Genomic DNA, 16,666 nt, shown 5'->3' on the forward strand with positions numbered 1-16,666 from the left:
TAGTTCTGAACTAAATGACGTCAAGCCCCTCCTGCGCGACGGCCCGAACCGACCCCGACCGATCGACGTCGTCGGGAGTGGTCGGTCGCGGGGCAATCGGGGCAATTCGATCGACCGCGGGCCAGGAGAACGGATCCGTGGCTTGGTTGCCGGCCCGATCCGAATCAGCGGCAACGTCGCGCAACTCCATCCAGATTCACCCAACGAACTGCAACATGCACCGATCCATCGTCCATCCGGCCGAAGGCGAGCACGCAGCGCGACGGTCAGCATGGGTGAGCCATGCCGCCCCCCGCTCGAACCCGGAACAGGGTCGCCGTCCGCCACATCCGAGGCGTGACGCTGATCGAGTTGATGGTGACACTCATCCTCGCGGTCGTCGTGGCGACCTTCGCCGTGCCGACCTGGCATCACTGGATCGCCAGGCAGGAACTCGCGAACCGCGCGCAGGCGCTCGCGACCGCGCTCGAGCGCGCCCGGACCGAGGCGATCAAGCGCGGCGTCCGCGTCAATCTCTGCAAGAGCGCGGACGCCCGCACCTGCGCCGACGACGGCGACTGGGCCCATGGCTGGATCATGCACCCGGACGCCCGCGCGCAGGCTCGTCCCGAGGGAGACGCACCGCCCATCGCATGGGACCCGCCGTCGATTCCGTCGGTCTCCATCGAGGGCAACCGCCCGGTCGACGATTACGTGTCGTTCACCCCGCTCGGCGAACCGCGACGCGTCTCGGGCGCGCTGCAGATGGGCACGTTCACGCTGTGCCGGCCGGGCCACGAGGCGGTGGAGGTCGTGCTCGCGGCGACCGGGCGCGTGCGGACGAACCGGACGCGGACGCGGTGCCCGTGACAGTTGTCAGTTGACAGTTGTCAGTTGTCAGTTGACAGGTGGCAGGTGGCAGGTGGCAGTGGGGCAACGCGCCTGACGCCGCCCAACTGTCAACTGACAACTGTCAACTGACAACTGAATGCCGTCTGTTCCCCCCCGCGCGCCACTGGTCGGAGCCGTTTGCGGCCCCCGGTCGCGCCCCCTAGCATGCGTAACGTCGAAGAGGATGCCCCCACCATGCCCGCCACCCGATCGACCCGCCGCGCGCGGGGCTTCACGCTCATCGAGCTGATGATGACCGTCGCGATCGCCGCGATCCTGGCGGCGGTCGCCATCCCGATGTACCGGGACTACGTCGTCCGCAGCCGGATCATCGACGCCACGTCGCGCCTGTCCGACTTCCGGGTGCGCATGGAGCAGTTCTTCATGAACAACCGGACGTACGAATCGGTGGGCGGCGCGTGCGGTGTCGCGGATCCGTCCGTCACCAGCGACCAGGCATTCCAGATCAAGTGCACCGGCGCCAGCGCGACCGCCTACACCGCGACGGCGACCGGACTCTCGTCCGCGGGCATGAGCGGCTTCGAATACGAGATCAACCAGGCGGGCACCAAGACCACGAAAGCGCTTCCGTCCGGCTGGACCACGACCACCGGATGCTGGGTCACCCGCAAGGACGGGAGTTGCTGATCGTGGCCGCCCGCGCCGTCGCCGCGGACCAGCGTGGGCTCACGCTGATCGAGCTGATGATCACGATCGCCATCGGGACCACGCTCGCGATGATGGCGTTGCCGATGTACTCGACCTGGATCGCGAGCCAGCAGGTTCGCACCGCGGCGGAGTCGGTCTACGAGGGCATCCGCGTCGCGCAGACCGAGGCGGTGCGCCGCAACAATCCGGTCGCCTTCGAACTCGCGCCGGCGACCGGCTGGACGGTCAAGCTCGTCTCCGACGACTCGGTCCTCCGCGAGACCAAGCTCATCGAAGGCTCGCCGAACGTCGAAGTGACCGTCGCTCCCGCCAACGCCACCACGGTGATCTTCGACGGCCTCGGCCGAGCGCTGGACGACGCGCAATCGCCCCTCGCAGCCCGCATCACGATCGACGTGAAGACGAAGACGGGGTTCACCGACGCAAGGGCGCAGCGGGTCATCATCGACACCGCCGCGGCGACCGGCGTCGGCATCCGCAGCTGCGATCCGCAGCTCCCGACCGGCGATCCCCGCGCCTGCCCCGCCTAGGTCACGAGACCGCCGCCATGGCCCGCATCCGCACCCGTCCGCTCCACCGCTCCTCGTCGCGCGCGCAGTCCGGCGCGTTCCTGCTCGAGGCCCTCGTCGGCGTGCTCGTGTTCGCGTTCGGCATCCTGGGCCTCGTCGGCCTGCAGGCGGTGGCGATCCGCAACACCAACGATCTGCAGTACCGGGGCGAGGCGATCCAGATCGCCAACGCGGCGATGGGCCAGATGTGGACGATGGACAAGGCGAACCTCAAGACCGCGTTCGAAGGCGACGCCGGCACCGGCGGTGACGGCTACACCGCGCTCGTCGAGGCCGCGGAGCGCCTGCCCGGGGTCAAGGGCGTCAACGCGCTCGCGCCCACCGTCGTGGTCGCCGCCGGGCCGTCGGCCAACAGCAGTCTCGTGACCGTCACGATCCGCTGGCAGCTTCCGGGCGAGGCGTCGCCGCACCAGTTCGTGAGTTCGGTGATGGTGGGGTTGAACTGACATGGCGCGCCGCCCGTCCGCATCCGTCGTCGCCGCGCGGCAGCGCGGCATGTCGCTCATCGAACTGATGGTGGGCGTCGTGATCGGGCTGCTCGCCGTGCTCGTCATCTACCAGACCTTCGCCGTCGCCGAAGGCGTCAAGCGCCAGACGATCTCGGCCGGCGACGCGCAGAAGACCGGCATGATCGCGATGTACCTCGTGGGCGGCGAACTCGCGAACGCCGGCAGCGGCATCATGCTGAACCAGGACGACCTCGCGACCTGCACCGATACCGGGAACGTGGTCACGACGATGCGGCCGTTCTCGGTGCTGATCGAGCCCGGCGCGGACGACGACACGCCCGACAGCTTCGTCGTCAACTACAGCACCGCCCGCTCGGTGGTGACGCCCTCGGTGTTCATGGCGAAGACCAACGCCGGCGACACGACCTACACGGTGCAGAGCCCGACCGGCTTCAAGAAGGGCGACATGGTCGTCACGATCACCGGCAACGGCCCGTGCGAGCGCAATACGGTCACCGCGGTGACGAACCCCGACGCGAACGGCAACGTCGTGCTCACGGTCAGCAAGGCCTCCGGATTCGAACTCCTGCCGACGATGCGGATCATCAACATCGGGCCGTCGGACACCACGCAGCGCGTGCGCTACGACGTGTCGAACGGCGTGCTCCGCAGCACCGATCTCGTCACCGCGGGCGCGACCGCGCAGCCGCTGTCGTCGTCGATCATGAACATGAAGCTGCTCTACGGCGTGGACACCGACGGCAACGGCGCCATCGACACCTGGACGCCGCCGACGGGCAACTACTCGACCGCCAGCGTGCTCACCGCGACCGGCGCCAACCTGCGCCGGATCAAGGCGGTCAAGATCGGCATGGTCGTGCGCAGCGACGAGTTCGACCGCGACGCCCCCGCGTTCACCTGGACGCTCTTCGCGTGCACCGCCCAGGAGAAGACCACCTACGCCTGCCCCGATCCGCTCACCGGGACGCTGCCGGCCAACTACCGCTACCGCACCTACGAGACGATCGTTCCGCTGCGCAATCCGATGTGGAACCGATGATGAAAACCGCCGCCTTCGCCGCCCGTCCAACCGTGCCCCGCCGCGCGCAGTCCGGCGTCGTGCTGTTCATCGCGCTGATCGTGATGGTGGCGATGTCGATCGCCGGCATCGCGCTCGTCCGCTCGGTCGACACCGGACTGTCGGTGATCGGCAACCTGGGCTTCCGCCAGGCGTCGGTGCCGCCGTCCACCTGGGCCGTGGAGAACGCGATCCACGCGATGTTCGAGGCCAAGACGATCGACCTCGAGAAGAAGGACCTGAACAACAACTACTATCCGTTCCGCTACGAGATCAAGTACACGAGCGAGAAGGAAGACGCCACCGGCGTGCCGTTCCACCTTCAGGGCGAGTCGCCGTCGAACTACCCGGGGTCGTTCCAGAAGACCACCGACGGCGCCGGCAACACGGTCCGCTACGTGATCGAGCGGATGTGCCTCGACGAGGGCCCGGCCACCGCCGCGAACTGCGACATGTCGCCGCCGAAGAAGTCGGAGGCCACGACCGCGATGGAACTCGAGAAGCCCGACCTCGTTCGCGTGCCGTTCTACCGCGTCACCATCCGGATCGACGGCCCGAACAACACGACGACCTTCGCGCAGGCGATGCTGCGCTGACCGCATGCGCCAGGGAGCCCCCATGACCGCCTCGCCCGCCCGCCCGAGCCTCGCCCGACGCCTGACGTCCGGGGCGCTGGCCTTCCTGATCGGCTTCGGACCGATGACGCCGCTCGCGCTCGCCGCGCCGACGCCGCTCGCCGACGGCCCGATCAACGTCAGCATCCGGGCCCATCCGAACATCGTGTTCACGCTCGACGACTCGACGTCGATGCAGCTCGAGTTCCTGCCCGACTACGTGGTCGTGGATTCGCTCACGAACGCGGCCACGTCCTACTGCCGATCCTCCACGGGCCTCACCCAATGCGGCAGCCCGGGAAATGCGACGGTGCCGCAGTACGACTACGCGACGTGGATGTCGGGCTCGTCCCCCTCCTGGACCGTGCTCGGCGCACCCGGCTCCTTCCCCTACCCATCCGGATACGGCAGCGGCAGCTACGGACCGCCGATCGTCATGGCCTCGGCGTTCAACGCGATGTTCTACAACCCGGCGGTGACCTACACGGCGCCGCTCTACGCCGACGGGTCGTCGTACCCGGACATGAACGCAGCCAACACGACCGACTGGACCAAGGTGCCGGCCGACCCGTACCTGTTCCCGACCAAGTACGCGAACCTGCAGACCAAGGTCAACGTCGGCGTCTGGTGCAATACCAGCTACGCCGGCAACTTCACTCTGCCGAACGGCAGTTCGGCCGACCGCAACGGCCTCACGATCGGTGGCGACTACTGCCGCATCAACGGGTTCGCCTACGAGATCGGAGGGAACGGCGCGCCGAAGACGCTGGGCGACTACAGCTACCCGTTCGCGAAGGTCGCCGCTGACGCCGACAATTCCAAGTACTTCGCGACGACGACGCGCACCATCTGGTGCGACCCGGACCGGATGAACGGGACGCTGGGCACCGGCAGCGCGGAGCGCGCGCCCGGAGCACCGACCTGCGAGACCTGCACCGCGACTTGCCCGGTGCCCCAGGTCGAGGATCCGAGCAGCCCGCCGGGATGCGACCTTGGGTGCAGGAATCCCGTCGAGTGCACGAAGTGCAACCTCAAATGCCCGGTGGACAAGACCTATTCCTGCGGCAGGACTTGCACGACGCCGGCCCTGAACTGCGTTGCGGTCGGCGGAGGCAACTATCCGTCACAGCCGAGGACCTGCGACCCGGGGCCGAACCAGCGGTGTGTCACGCATGCGGGCGCCTGCGCGACCACGGGTTCCTGGAATCCGGATAGCTCGGCCTGCAACACCAAGATCAAGGGCGGAACGTTCAGCAAGGTTCCGTGGACGCCGTCTCCCGGCACGGTCCTGGGCACGACGACCTACGAGCAGGACGCGAACCTCAACGGCGACGTCTGCCGTCGCAACAATTTCACCTACTCCGACGGCGTGGCCGGCGGCTGGAAATACCCGTCGGGACGATTCACGAAGTCCGTGGGCTCCTGCGGATCGATCTACGCGTCGATCAACCGGCACTATTACAAGGCGATGGTCCAGTGGTGCAACGCACGGATCTCCACCGGCACGAACGACAAGTGGCGCGGCTTCGGCACCGGCACCTGCCAGGCCGAGAAGACGTCGGTCTTCAAGTATCCGCGATTCTTCAAGGCGGGCGCCTATGCGGACGCGGACTTCAACACGACGCAGGACAACTACGGCGACAACACGGCGTTCCGTCTGGTCGAACTCGACTACAAGAACAAGAAGATCATCGAGGCGAACGGCACGCCGGGCACCTCGATCACGCACACGCTGATCGACGGCGACACGATCACGCGTGACGCGGCCTCGTCGACGCCCGCGACGAGCGAACTCGTCAACTACGCGAACTGGTTCGCCTACTATCGTTCACGGATCCTCGCGGCGAAGACCGTGACCTCGCTCGCGTTCTCCGAACTCACCGACAAGTTCCGCGTCGGCTTCCACACGCTGTCGAACGTGCCGGCCACCTCCTTCCTCACGCTGGCCGACTTCGAGGGGGGTACCGGCAATCAGCGTGAAACCTGGTACAACCGGCTGGCGAACGTCGCGATCCCGATGGGCAACGACACCCCGCTCCTGAGCGGAGTCGCCCGGATCGGCGAATGGTTCAACGCGGCGTCCGGCACGTCGGCGGAACTTTCGGGTTCGACCGACCCGATCAACCTCTCCTGCCAGAAGAACTACCACATCCTGTTCACCGACGGGTACACCAACCAGCCCGCGAAGCCGACGGCGCTGGTCGGGAACCGCGACGGCGTGGCGATCCCGCCGAAGGGCGTCGACGACCTGATGCCGGAGTCGATCCTCGATCTCAAGCCCGGCGACCCGTGGCCGAACAAGGTCATCGAGGGCCCGACCGCGGTGGCGGATTCGCTCGCGGACTATGCGCTCTACTACTGGATGAAGGATTTCCGGCCGCCTGCCCTCCCCACCAAGGTCTCGGACAACAACGTGCCCGCGACCGAGAACGACCCGGCGACCTGGCAGCACCTGAACTTCGCCGCGCTCTCGCTCGGCACCGAAGGCGTGCTCTCGTCGTTCAACCCGAAGAAGACCGAAGACCAGATCACTTCGGGTGCGGTCAAGTGGACGACCCCGTTCCCCACCGTCAACCGCCCCGGCGTCACCGGCGTCGACGACCTCTGGCACGCGGCGATCGCCGGCCGCAGCCAGTTCGTGAACGCCCGCGATCCGCTGGAGCTGCAGACCGGGATGGCGTCGATCCTGAACGAGATCAAGAACGCGCAGGCCGCACGCGCGGGAGCGGCGTTCTCGAGCGTCAACTTCGCGAAAGACGACAATTTCATCTACCGCGTCACGATCGAGCCGGGCTGGGGCGGCACGCTGACCAAGGTGCTCGTCGATCCCTCCGGCGGTGGTGAAATCGCGATCAGCACCAAGTACCACGACACCCTCGCCGCGCAGTTGACGCCGACCTCGGGCAATCCGACGCCGTGGTTCGACAGCCGCAACGTGATCACCTGGGATCCGTCCGCGCAGAAGGCGGTGCCGTTCCGGATGGGCGACATGCCGACCGCGCAGAGCGACACGCTCGGCAGCGACAACGCCAAGCGCGCGAAGGTGATCGCCTACCTGCGCGGCGACCGCAGCAACGAAGGCACGGGGCTCAAGAACTTCCGTGTGCGGTCGCAGATCCTGGGCGACATCGTCAACAGCTCGCCGGTGGTCGTCGGCCCCTCGCGCGGCCAGTACTCCGACGCGACCGACCCGGGCTACGAGGCGTTCAAGGCGGCCAATGCGTCGCGCAAGAAGATGGTCTACGTCGGCAGCAACGACGGCATGCTGCACGCCTTCGACGAGGCGACCGGCCAGGAGGTCTGGGCCTACGTGCCGAGCACGGTCTACAGCTCGGACCCGGATTCCGGGCTCGCCATGCTCGCGAAGAAGGAGCCGTTCTTCAAACACCAGATGTTCGTCGACTCGACGCCGGTAGCGGTCGACGTGAACGTCGGCGGCACCTGGAAGACGCTCCTGATCGGCGGCGTCGGCAAGGGCGGCAAGAGCTACTACGCGATCGACATCACCGAGCCGGCCAGCGTCACGTCGGAGGCGGACGCCGCCTCGAAGGTCCTGTGGGAGTTCACCGATTCCGACATGGGCTACACGTTCGGCAAGCCGCTGATCGGCAAGACCTACGCCGACGGAACCTGGGTGGCGATCCTGCCCGCCGGCTACAACAACGGCTCGGGCAAGGGCAAGCTCTTCTTCGTGCGGCTGTCCGACGGCCACCTGCTGCGCACGCTCGAGACCACCGCGGGCTCGGCCTCCGACCCGTCCGGCCTCACGCAGGTCTCGGGTTTCGTGCTGACGTACAAGAATCAGTTCATCGAGCAGATCTACGGCGGCGACCTGCTGGGCAACGTCTGGCGCTTCGACATCTCGTCCGCGGACACCGGGAACTGGAAGGTCGAGAAGCTCGCGACGCTCACCAGCACCGACAGCACTGCACAGTCGGTAACGACGGCCCCGCAGATCGAGGTCGACTTCGCCAATGGCGTCGACCGCTACGTGATGGTCGGCACCGGGCGCCTGCTGCACGAGGACGACCTCCTCACCTACGGCAGCCAGGTGCAGACGATGTACGTGATCCGCGACGGCACGGCGCTCAAGATGAACGATGCCGGGTTGCCGCACAAGCCGAGGACCGACGGCGACTTCACGTCGATCAGCTCCAGCAGCACGGCCGGAATGTCCGGCCTGTCGGTGAAAGGCTGGTACATGGACCTGCCGGTGGGAGAACGGATCATCGCCCCGATCGCCGCCGAGCTGAACGTCCTCGGATGGGCGGGGTCGCTGCCACCGGAGAACGAGTGCCTGCCAGGACTCTCGGCGAACATCTACGTCCGCGATTTCCCGCACGCCGACTCGCAGTTGGTCGACAGCGGCGGGAACCCGGTCGCGTCGGTCAAGGTGGACGAGGGTGCGGTCGGCATGGAACTCGTGAACCTGTACTCGGAGACGCCGAACGACCCGACGCTGAAACTCGCGATCACGCTCGGAACCGACGGCAAGACGATGTACATCTCGCTCAAGAAGGGGACACTGTCCGGCGATCATCGGATGTCGTGGCGCCTGATGGGACACTGACCGACCCGGGCGCGTCGCGCCCGCGAGACGAGCGGCGGCCGGGCGGATGCGTCCGGCCGTCGTCGTTTGCAGCGACGACATGAGATCGACTCCGACCCCTCCCCCTGAGTTCGAGTCTCGCCCCGCGGGCGGCATCGACTGGCCGCCGGTGGGAGGCGCCTTCGCCGCGTCCGCGCTGATCCACGCGCTCGCGCTCGCGGCGGTCGCCACGGTGCTGGCGCGCGCGCCGGCCGCGGCGACGCCCGGTGCGATCGCCCTTCCGATCCAGGCGATGCTCGTGTCGCACGCGCCGCCCGCGGTGCCCGAGAGGCCACCTCCCGCGGTCGTCCGCACCGCGCAAGCAGTGGCACCAGCCCCCCCGGCACGCGCTCCTGAGCCCAGCGCTCCCGCGCCCGCCCCCGAACCCGCACCCTGGGCCGCGATGCCGCGGAGCGTCGACCTGCCTGCGTCGTTCTTCGAGCCCCCGGTGCTCGCGGAGGGCGTCGCCTTCTTCGAAACGCGCAACCGCGCGGCGCTCGACGAGCGGATCGATCGCCGGATTGCCGCCGAATATCCCGGCGAACCGCGTTACCCGGTGATCCTGAAATCGCCCGAAGCGCTGGGCTATCCGCTGGACGTGCTCGCGAAAGGCATCGAAGGTCGGGTCCTGCTCTGGTTCGGCGTCGACGAGGAAGGCAAGGTCATCGACCGAGAAGCGCTCGACGGCCCGCCGGAACTCGTCGAGTGGGTGCTTCCTCGCCTCGACCGCATCGTCGACAAGCCGGCGCGTGACGAGTTGAAGCCGGTCCGCGGCTGGGTCGCCCTCGAGATCGACTTTTCGCGCGACGCAGCAGAGGCCGCCCGCGCGATGCGTGAGGCCGCGGAGGATCGCGCGAGGCGCGACGAAGAACGCGCAGAGGCGCGGGAACCCGCGAAATGACCGCGGGGAACGCGCGGCAGGCAGGGTCGGGGGCTCGGCCTTCGGTGTATGGGAGAAGCACCGCCGTCATCGAGGAAAGCAGGGTCAGGCTCGACGTCCCCCAACGAGCAAAGCGAGGCTCCGGATGTCACCATGCACCGTGGCCGCAATGCGCTTCGCGGATGGGTCGAGGTTCGATTGAGCCGACGGATCGCGCGCCTGCCACTCAACGATGCCGACACTCCCGTGCCTGTTTCCGGATGGCGCTCGAGTTCTCATCCTCTCGGGAAGGCTGCGACGACGCGCGGACGCTGCGCCGGGCGACCCGCCCCGGCGTCCATCCAATCAACCGACTGCGAGCCTCACCCGCTTGCCGATGCGGCTCAGCATCTCGACGAGCGCGTCGATCGTGAACTTGGCGGTCTTCCGATTCACGACGTCGGATACCCGCGGTCGGGAGATCATCAGGATCGCCGCCGCATCGACTTGACGGAGCCCATGATCGGCGATCCAGGCCGAAAGCTCGTCCATCAGCTGCTCCTTCAGCCGGCGCGCATCCTCGATCTGCCGGCGCGAGGCGGAATGAAGGCGCCTGGCCTCCCGCGGCGAGAAGCCGAGCTCGAGGAACAGATTCGCATCCGGCGCGGTGACATGGCGAACCCCGGTATCAATCTTCATCGCGGCGGCACCTTCCTCATGCCGACGACGGCGCGGTATCGCGTCGCGGCGATCGTCTTGTCGCGCCAACTGGTCCGCTGCGAGGTCTTCCGGAAGCAATGCAGGACGTACACGGCTTCCTCGAACCTGGCGACGAAGAGGACGCGAAATGCGCCTTCCACCTCGCGGATGCGAATCTCGCGCGTTCCGGGTCCGATTTCCTCGAACGGCTTCCAGTCATCGGGCTCGAGTCCGGCCTGTACCTTCCCGAGCTGAAAGCCCGCGTTCCGGCGGGCGTCGTCCGGAAACGCGAGCAGATCGACGTACGAGGATCCGATCCAGCGGATTTCCTTCTCGTCGCGCACGGCCTCGCACGTATAAAATCTTATACATGCCGTGGTGGGGAGTCAAGCGCAAAGTATCGAGCTTCGGTGCGCCGACGCCGATAGGTCGTTCGGCCGATGCCGATCACAGGCCGACGCATCGACGCCGAGCGTGGACGCCGGCGATCGAGCCTCGTCCGGACGAAGCGTTACGCGGAGGAGACGATGTGGACGATCGTGCCCGCTCGCGGGCGCGACAACTTGCAGATCGAACTTCGCCGCCCCAAGGCCGATCGAAGACTCAGAAGCCGCGAACGAATCCGGCGTCCCCGCGACGGGGTGTCCCGGGGTGCTGGCGTAGGCGCGCCCCGCAGCGCGGGCTCACAGCCCACGCAAGGGGCGCAACACCCGCCAGCACCCCGGGACGCCGCGGCTCGCAGAGTTGCCCGCGGCCGCACGCCGCCGACGCAGCGCGCTCCCGAATGCGTGGCGCGGCAGCGGTCAACGCGGGGATGCAGGGTTCATTCACAGCTTCTCAGCCCATGACCGGCATGTGGAACCCCGGCGCGGCGCTGCCGTCGTCGGGCCAGCGGGCGGTCATCACCTTGGTGCGGGTGTAGAAGCGCACGCCGTCCATGCCGTGGACGTGCAGGTCGCCGAAGAGCGAGTTGCGCCATCCGCCGAAACTGAAGAACGCCATCGGCACCGGGATCGGCACGTTCACGCCGACCATGCCGACCTCGCAGTCCTGCTGGAACACCCGCGCGGCATGGCCCGACCGGGTGAACACCGCGGCGCCGTTCGCGTAGGGATTCCGGTTGACGAGCGCGATCGCGTCGTCGAGCGATTCCGCACGCACGACGCAGAGCACCGGCCCGAAGATCTCCTCGCGGTAGATCGCGTGCGACGGCTCTACGTGGTCGAAGAGCGTCGGGCCGACGAAGAAGCCGTCGGGGTGTCCCGGGATCGACGGACGCCGCCCGTCGAGCACGAGCTTCGCCCCCTCGGCGACGCCCTTGTCGATCAGGCCGGTGATCCGGTCCTTCGCGGCGCAGGTGATCACCGGCCCCATCTCGGTGCCGGCCGCATCGCCGGGGCCGGTGGCGATGCGCTTCGCGCGCGAGGCGAGCTTGCCGACGAGCGCATCGCCCGCGTCGCCGACCGCGACGACCGCGGAGATCGCCATGCAGCGCTCGCCCGCCGAGCCGTAACCGGCGCCGATGATCGCCTCGGTCGTGAAGTCGAGGTCCGCGTCGGGCAGCACGATCGCGTGGTTCTTGGCGCCGCCCAGCGCCTGCACGCGCTTGCCGTGGCGCGCGCCGGTTTCGTAGATGTAGCGGGCGATCGGCGTGGAACCGACGAACGACACCGCGCGCACGAGCGGATGCGCGAGCAGCGCGTCGACGGATTCCTTGTCGCCATGGACCACGTTGAACACGCCGTCGGGCAGGCCCGCTTCCTTCAGCAGTTCGGCCATGCGCAGCGCGAGCGTCGGATCGCGTTCCGAGGGCTTGAGCACGAAGGTGTTGCCGCAGGCGAGCGCGATCGGGTACATCCACATCGGCACCATCGCCGGGAAGTTGAACGGCGTGATGCCGGCGCACACGCCGAGCGGCTGGCGGATCGACCAGGTGTCGACGTCGGTGCCGACGTTCTCGCTGTGCTCGCCCTTGAGGAGATGCGGGATCCCGGTCGCGAACTCGACGACCTCGATGCCGCGCGTGATCGACCCCTCCGCGTCGGCGAGCGTCTTGCCGTGCTCCTGCGTGACGAGCTTCGCGAGGTCCTTGCGGTGCGCGTCCATCAGCTCGCGGAACCGCATCAGGATGCGCGCGCGGCGCAACGGCGGCATCGCGCGCCACGCGGGAAACGCCGCATCGGCGGAACGGACCGCCGCATCGACGTCGGCAGCGTTCGCGAACGGCACGTGGCGGACGACGTGCCCGGTCGCGGGATTGGTGACCTCGCCGTAGCGGGTGGTCGTCGGGGCGTGCGCGCGGCCGGCGATCCACATCGGCAACCGCTCCAGCGTCGAAAGGTCCATGGTCTTCTCCAGTGCGCGATCAGGGGCGGGCGAACGCCTGCCCGGGAAACTCTTCCCGGCGCGCGACGTAGCGCGCGATGAGGTCGACTTCCAAGTTGACGTGGGCGCCGGCGGCGAGCCTGCCCAGCGTCGTCACGGCCAGTGTATGCGGGATCAGGTTCACGTGAAAGCGCGCACGAGAGACCCCGTTGACGGTGAGGCTGACGCCGTCGACGGCGACCGATCCCTTCGTCGCGACGTAGGGCGCGAGCGCGGCAGGGGCATCGACGGCGAGCGTCATGCTGCCGCCGCCCGCCGCCTCGAACGACGCGACGGTGCCCACGCCGTCGACGTGCCCGGTCATCAGGTGGCCGCCGAGGCGGTCGGCGAGCCGCAGCGCCTTCTCCAGGTTGACCTCGCCGCGGCCGGCGAGACCGGTCGTGCACACAAGCGTCTCCGCCGACACGTCGAAGGTGAATCGAGGGTTGCCCGGCCCGCGGGTGACTTCGACCACGGTGAGGCAGCAACCCGACACGCAAATGCTGTCGCCGATGGCGACATCGGAGGCATCGAGCGTTCCGGCATCGACGACGAGCCTGCGCGCGCCGGCGCGCGCCTCCGACGACGTGATCCGGCCGACCGCCTGCACGATGCCCGTGAACATCAGCTTCCTTCCCTGTGGACGAGCGCGACGATACGCAGGTCCTCGCCGACGCGCTCGACCGATTCGAACGCGAGGCGGACCCGATCGCGGAGCGACCCGAGCCCTTCGCGCAGGTCGAACATGCCGCGGGCGGGGTCGCCGATCGCCGACGGCGCGAGATAGACCAGGACCTCGTCGATCAGGCCCGCGGCGAGCAGCGCGCCGTTGAGCCGCGCACCGCTCTCGACGTGCAGTTCGCGGATGCCGCGCGAGGCGAGCGCACGCATCAGCCCGGGAAGGTCGACCCGCCCCTCGCGGTCGGGCAGTTCGATCGTCTCGACGCCGCGTGGCCAATGCGCGTTGCCGCCGCCCGCCGTGACGACGAGGGCGTGCCCGCCGGCGAGCACGCGCGCCCCGGGTGGCGTTTCGCCGTGACGGTCGACGATCACACGGAGCGGCTGGCGCGGCGTTTCGACCGCCCGCACGGTGAGTTCGGGGTCGTCGTCCCGCACCGTGCCCACGCCGGTGAGGATCGCGCAGGCGCGCGCGCGCCAGGCATGCCCGTCGGCGCGCGCGGCAGTGCCGGTGATCCACTGGCTCGTGCCGTTGGCGAGCGCGGTGCGGCCGTCGAGGCTCGCCGCGAGCTTGGTCCGCACCCAGGGCAATCCGCGCGTCACCGCGGACACGAACCCGCGGTTCATGACGAGCGCCTCGGCCTCGCCAGGTCCGAACTCCACCGGAATGCCCTTCGCGCGCAATCGCTCTGCCCCGCCCGCCGCCGTGGGATGGGGGTCGCGCATCGCAGCGACCACGCGACCGATGCCGGCGGCGATCAACGCTTCGCTGCACGGACCGGTGCGTCCGGCGTGGGCGCAAGGTTCGAGCGTCACGTACGCGACGGCGCCGCGGACGTCGTGGCCCTTCGCGCGCGCGTCGTCGAGCGCCTCGACCTCGGCGTGCGGAAGGCCGGCCCGCCGATGCCAGCCTTCGCCGAGCACGACATCGCCGCGCGCGATCACGCAACCGACCCGCGGATTGGGCGTCGTCGTGTAGAGCCCGCGCGCGGCGAGCGCCAGCGCGCGTGCCATCATCGCGCGGTCGATCTCGATCGGAGTCGGAGTCGTGATCTGCCCGCCTCTACGGTTGGATCACCATCGGGATCCGAGCCGGAACCCGCTCCGGGCTACGGCTCGGCCCCCGGTTTGCGCTTGCCGCGCCGCGCGGGCATCTCGACCTCGCGGATCGCATCGCGGAAGTCGGCGACGTCCTGGAACGACCGGTACACCGAGGCGAAGCGGATGTAGCCGACCTTGTCGAGCTTGCGCAGTTCGTCCATCACGAGTTCGCCGATCTGGCGCGCCGGGATCTCGCGTTCGCCCAGCGCGAGGACCTGGTGGACGATCCGCTGGATCGACGCGTCGACGTATTCGGTGGGCACCGGGCGCTTGTGCAGCGCGCGCTGGAAGCCGACGCGGATGCGGTGCTCGTCGAAGTCCGCGCGCGATCCGTCGCTCTTCACGACCTGCGGCAGCCGGAGCTCGACCGTCTCGTAGGTCGTGAAGCGCTTCTGGCAGGCCATGCAGCGCCGGCGGCGACGGATCGAGTCGCCCGCGTCGGACACCCGCGAGTCGATCACCTGCGTGTCGGCGCTGTTGCAGAACGGGCACTTCATGTTCAGGAGTCAGTTGACAGTTGACAGTTGACAGTGCGGCGGAATCTCCGGTGGCGGCGCATTCAGCGCCGGTCGACGGTGTCGGGATCTGGCAAACGCGGCGATCGCGGCATGAGCGCGGGCCAGGCGTTGGGCCGACATGCACGACCGTTCACCGCGCTCGACGCGCGGCCACCGGAGACACCGACGCTACTGCCAACTGACAACTGTCAACTGTAAACTGGGAACTTCGACGTCAGCACCGCCGTCCCCGCCTTCACGCGCACCGCGGTCGCTTCGTCGTCGGGCTTGTCCAGCACGTCGGCGATCAGGTGGCCGAGTTCCTCGCAATCGAGTTCGCGGAAGCCGCGCGTCGTGATCGCGGGACTGCCGATGCGTATGCCCGAGGTGACGAACGGCTTCTCCGGATCGTTCGGGATCGTGTTCTTGTTGACGGTGATGTGCGCGCGGGCGAGCGCCGCCTCGGCTTCCTTGCCGGTCAGCTTCTTCGGCCGCAGGTCGACGAGGAACATGTGCGAGTCGGTGCCGCCGGACACGATCCGCAAGCCGCGGTCGCGCAGCACCGTGGCCAGCACCCGGGCGTTGTCGAGCACCTGTCTCTGGTAGGTCTTGAACTCGGGCGCGAGCGCTTCGCCGAGCGCCACCGCCTTCGCGGCGATCACGTGCATCAGCGGCCCGCCCTGCAGGCCCGGGAACAGGGCCGAATTGACCGCTTTCTCGTGCTCCGCCGTCGCGAGCACCATCCCGCCGCGCGGACCGCGCAGCGTCTTGTGGGTGGTCGTCGTCACGAAGTCGGCGTGCGGGACCGGTGACGGATACACGCCGGCGGCGATGAGCCCCGCGTAGTGCGCCATGTCCACCATCAGTTTCGCGCCGACGCCGTCCGCGATCGCCTTGAACCGCTTCCAGTCGATGACGCGCGAGTACGCGGACGCGCCGGCGATGACGAGCTTCGGCTTGTGCTGGTGGGCGAGCGCCTCGGCCGCGTCGTAGTCGATCAGTTCGGTGTCCCGATGGAGACCGTAGGCGACCACGTGGAACCACTTGCCCGACTGGTTGACCGGCGAGCCGTGCGTCAGGTGGCCGCCGTCGGGCAGGCTCATCCCGAGCACGGTGTCGCCCGGCTTCAATGCCGCGAAGAAGGCGGTCTGGTTGGCCTGCGCGCCCGAGTGCGGCTGGACGTTGGCCATGTCGGAGCCGAACAGCGCCTTGGCCCGGTCGATGGCGAGCTGCTCGGCGATGTCGACGTACTCGCAGCCGCCGTAGTAGCGCTTGCCGGGGTAGCCCTCGGCGTACTTGTTGGTGAGTTGCGATCCCTGCGCCTCGAGCACCGCGGGACTCGCGTAGTTCTCGGAGGCGATCAGCTCGATGTGCGCTTCCTGCCGCCGGTTCTCGGCGACGATCGCCGCCCACAGGTCGGGATCCGACTTCGCGAGCGTGCGGGAGCGATCGAACATGGGGTCAATGTGCAAGGCGGGAGGGGCGATTCTACCACCCGGGAGGGAGGGTCTCTCCGGCGTGGCGCCCACCTGCAAATCAGCGCCCACCGCCACGGGGAATGCCCCTATAATGCACGGCCGCGCGAGCGCCGGGAACGCGTTCCCCCGCTGGTGGCACGACACTCCGGTCGA

The 16,666-nt window shown here is 68.5% G+C and carries 15 protein-coding genes; 8 read left to right on the forward strand and 7 right to left on the reverse strand.

Features of this window, described 5'->3' with window-relative positions:
• Nucleotides 1-336 precede the first annotated feature (336 nt).
• The 8 genes from HS109_14055 (at nt 337) to HS109_14090 (ending at nt 9,738) form a co-directional block, all read left to right on the forward strand.
• The gene (locus HS109_14055; protein MBE7523493.1) at nt 337-849 is read left to right on the forward strand and encodes a type II transport protein GspH; all 513 of its coding nucleotides are present in this window, start codon (nt 337-339) and stop codon (nt 847-849) included.
• Nucleotides 850-1,065: 216 nt separating this feature from the next.
• Complete coding sequence (locus tag HS109_14060; GenBank protein MBE7523494.1) at nt 1,066-1,518, forward strand: prepilin-type N-terminal cleavage/methylation domain-containing protein; 453 nt, start codon at nt 1,066-1,068, stop codon at nt 1,516-1,518.
• A 2-nt stretch (nt 1,519-1,520) separates the two neighbouring features.
• Complete coding sequence (locus tag HS109_14065; GenBank protein ID MBE7523495.1) at nt 1,521-2,069, forward strand: type II transport protein GspH; 549 nt, start codon at nt 1,521-1,523, stop codon at nt 2,067-2,069.
• Between the two features lie 17 nt (nt 2,070-2,086).
• On the forward strand, nt 2,087-2,554 hold the full coding sequence (locus tag HS109_14070; GenBank protein MBE7523496.1) for a pilus assembly protein PilV: 468 nt from the start codon (nt 2,087-2,089) through the stop codon (nt 2,552-2,554).
• A gap of 1 nt (nt 2,555) precedes the next feature.
• Nucleotides 2,556-3,617 (forward strand): PilW family protein, encoded by a 1,062-nt coding sequence (locus HS109_14075; GenBank protein ID MBE7523497.1) that lies wholly within the window; start codon nt 2,556-2,558, stop codon nt 3,615-3,617.
• Nucleotides 3,617-4,231 (forward strand): hypothetical protein, encoded by a 615-nt coding sequence (locus tag HS109_14080; protein ID MBE7523498.1) that lies wholly within the window; start codon nt 3,617-3,619, stop codon nt 4,229-4,231. The genes HS109_14075 and HS109_14080 overlap by 1 nt, the downstream gene beginning before the upstream one ends.
• A 22-nt stretch (nt 4,232-4,253) precedes the next feature.
• Nucleotides 4,254-8,819, forward strand: coding sequence for a PQQ-binding-like beta-propeller repeat protein (locus tag HS109_14085; protein ID MBE7523499.1), 4,566 nt, complete (start codon nt 4,254-4,256; stop codon nt 8,817-8,819).
• A 148-nt stretch (nt 8,820-8,967) separates the two neighbouring features.
• Nucleotides 8,968-9,738, forward strand: coding sequence for a hypothetical protein (locus HS109_14090; protein ID MBE7523500.1), 771 nt, complete (start codon nt 8,968-8,970; stop codon nt 9,736-9,738).
• Nucleotides 9,739-10,062: 324 nt separating this feature from the next.
• Here the strand turns inward: HS109_14090 and HS109_14095 are convergent, their stop codons facing one another.
• From HS109_14095 to HS109_14125, 7 genes are all read right to left on the reverse strand, one after another.
• The gene (locus HS109_14095; GenBank protein ID MBE7523501.1) at nt 10,063-10,395 is read right to left on the reverse strand and encodes an XRE family transcriptional regulator; all 333 of its coding nucleotides are present in this window, start codon (nt 10,393-10,395) and stop codon (nt 10,063-10,065) included.
• The gene (locus tag HS109_14100) at nt 10,392-10,739 is read right to left on the reverse strand and encodes a type II toxin-antitoxin system RelE/ParE family toxin (protein MBE7523502.1); all 348 of its coding nucleotides are present in this window, start codon (nt 10,737-10,739) and stop codon (nt 10,392-10,394) included. Before HS109_14100 ends, HS109_14095 begins: the two co-directional genes overlap by 4 nt.
• A gap of 493 nt (nt 10,740-11,232) precedes the next feature.
• Nucleotides 11,233-12,741 carry a CoA-acylating methylmalonate-semialdehyde dehydrogenase gene (locus tag HS109_14105; protein ID MBE7523503.1) on the reverse strand — a complete coding sequence of 503 codons (1,509 nt, stop codon included), beginning with the start codon at nt 12,739-12,741 and terminating at the stop codon, nt 11,233-11,235.
• Between the two features lie 19 nt (nt 12,742-12,760).
• Nucleotides 12,761-13,384 carry a riboflavin synthase gene (locus HS109_14110; protein ID MBE7523504.1) on the reverse strand — a complete coding sequence of 208 codons (624 nt, stop codon included), beginning with the start codon at nt 13,382-13,384 and terminating at the stop codon, nt 12,761-12,763.
• On the reverse strand, nt 13,384-14,451 hold the full coding sequence (gene ribD / locus HS109_14115; protein ID MBE7523505.1) for a bifunctional diaminohydroxyphosphoribosylaminopyrimidine deaminase/5-amino-6-(5-phosphoribosylamino)uracil reductase RibD: 1,068 nt from the start codon (nt 14,449-14,451) through the stop codon (nt 13,384-13,386). Before ribD ends, HS109_14110 begins: the two co-directional genes overlap by 1 nt.
• Nucleotides 14,452-14,546: 95 nt before the next feature.
• A complete protein-coding gene (nrdR, locus tag HS109_14120) occupies nt 14,547-15,035 on the reverse strand; it encodes a transcriptional repressor NrdR (GenBank protein MBE7523506.1) in 489 nt (162 codons plus the stop codon).
• A 209-nt stretch (nt 15,036-15,244) separates the two neighbouring features.
• Entirely contained in the window at nt 15,245-16,492 is a 1,248-nt protein-coding gene (locus HS109_14125; GenBank protein ID MBE7523507.1) for a serine hydroxymethyltransferase, read from the reverse strand.
• Nucleotides 16,493-16,666 lie beyond the last annotated feature (174 nt).

This window comes from Burkholderiales bacterium, assembly GCA_015075645.1.
Taxonomy (GTDB): domain Bacteria; phylum Pseudomonadota; class Gammaproteobacteria; order Burkholderiales; family Casimicrobiaceae; genus VBCG01.

What these genes read in the sequence shown, in the direction of transcription:
- HS109_14070 (MBE7523496.1), top strand. Translation starts at nt 2,087, where the DNA reads ATGGCCCGCATCCGCACCCGTCCGCTCCACCGCTCCTCGTCGCGCGCG.
- ribD (MBE7523505.1), bottom strand. Translation starts at nt 14,451, where the DNA reads ATGGCACGCGCGCTGGCGCTCGCCGCGCGCGGGCTCTACACGACGACG.
- HS109_14110 (MBE7523504.1), bottom strand. Translation starts at nt 13,384, where the DNA reads ATGTTCACGGGCATCGTGCAGGCGGTCGGCCGGATCACGTCGTCGGAG.
- HS109_14080 (MBE7523498.1), top strand. Translation starts at nt 3,617, where the DNA reads ATGAAAACCGCCGCCTTCGCCGCCCGTCCAACCGTGCCCCGCCGCGCG.
- HS109_14075 (MBE7523497.1), top strand. Translation starts at nt 2,556, where the DNA reads ATGGCGCGCCGCCCGTCCGCATCCGTCGTCGCCGCGCGGCAGCGCGGC.
- HS109_14125 (MBE7523507.1), bottom strand. Translation starts at nt 16,492, where the DNA reads ATGTTCGATCGCTCCCGCACGCTCGCGAAGTCGGATCCCGACCTGTGG.
- HS109_14105 (MBE7523503.1), bottom strand. Translation starts at nt 12,741, where the DNA reads ATGGACCTTTCGACGCTGGAGCGGTTGCCGATGTGGATCGCCGGCCGC.
- HS109_14095 (MBE7523501.1), bottom strand. Translation starts at nt 10,395, where the DNA reads ATGAAGATTGATACCGGGGTTCGCCATGTCACCGCGCCGGATGCGAAT.
- nrdR (MBE7523506.1), bottom strand. Translation starts at nt 15,035, where the DNA reads ATGAAGTGCCCGTTCTGCAACAGCGCCGACACGCAGGTGATCGACTCG.
- HS109_14060 (MBE7523494.1), top strand. Translation starts at nt 1,066, where the DNA reads ATGCCCGCCACCCGATCGACCCGCCGCGCGCGGGGCTTCACGCTCATC.
- HS109_14085 (MBE7523499.1), top strand. Translation starts at nt 4,254, where the DNA reads ATGACCGCCTCGCCCGCCCGCCCGAGCCTCGCCCGACGCCTGACGTCC.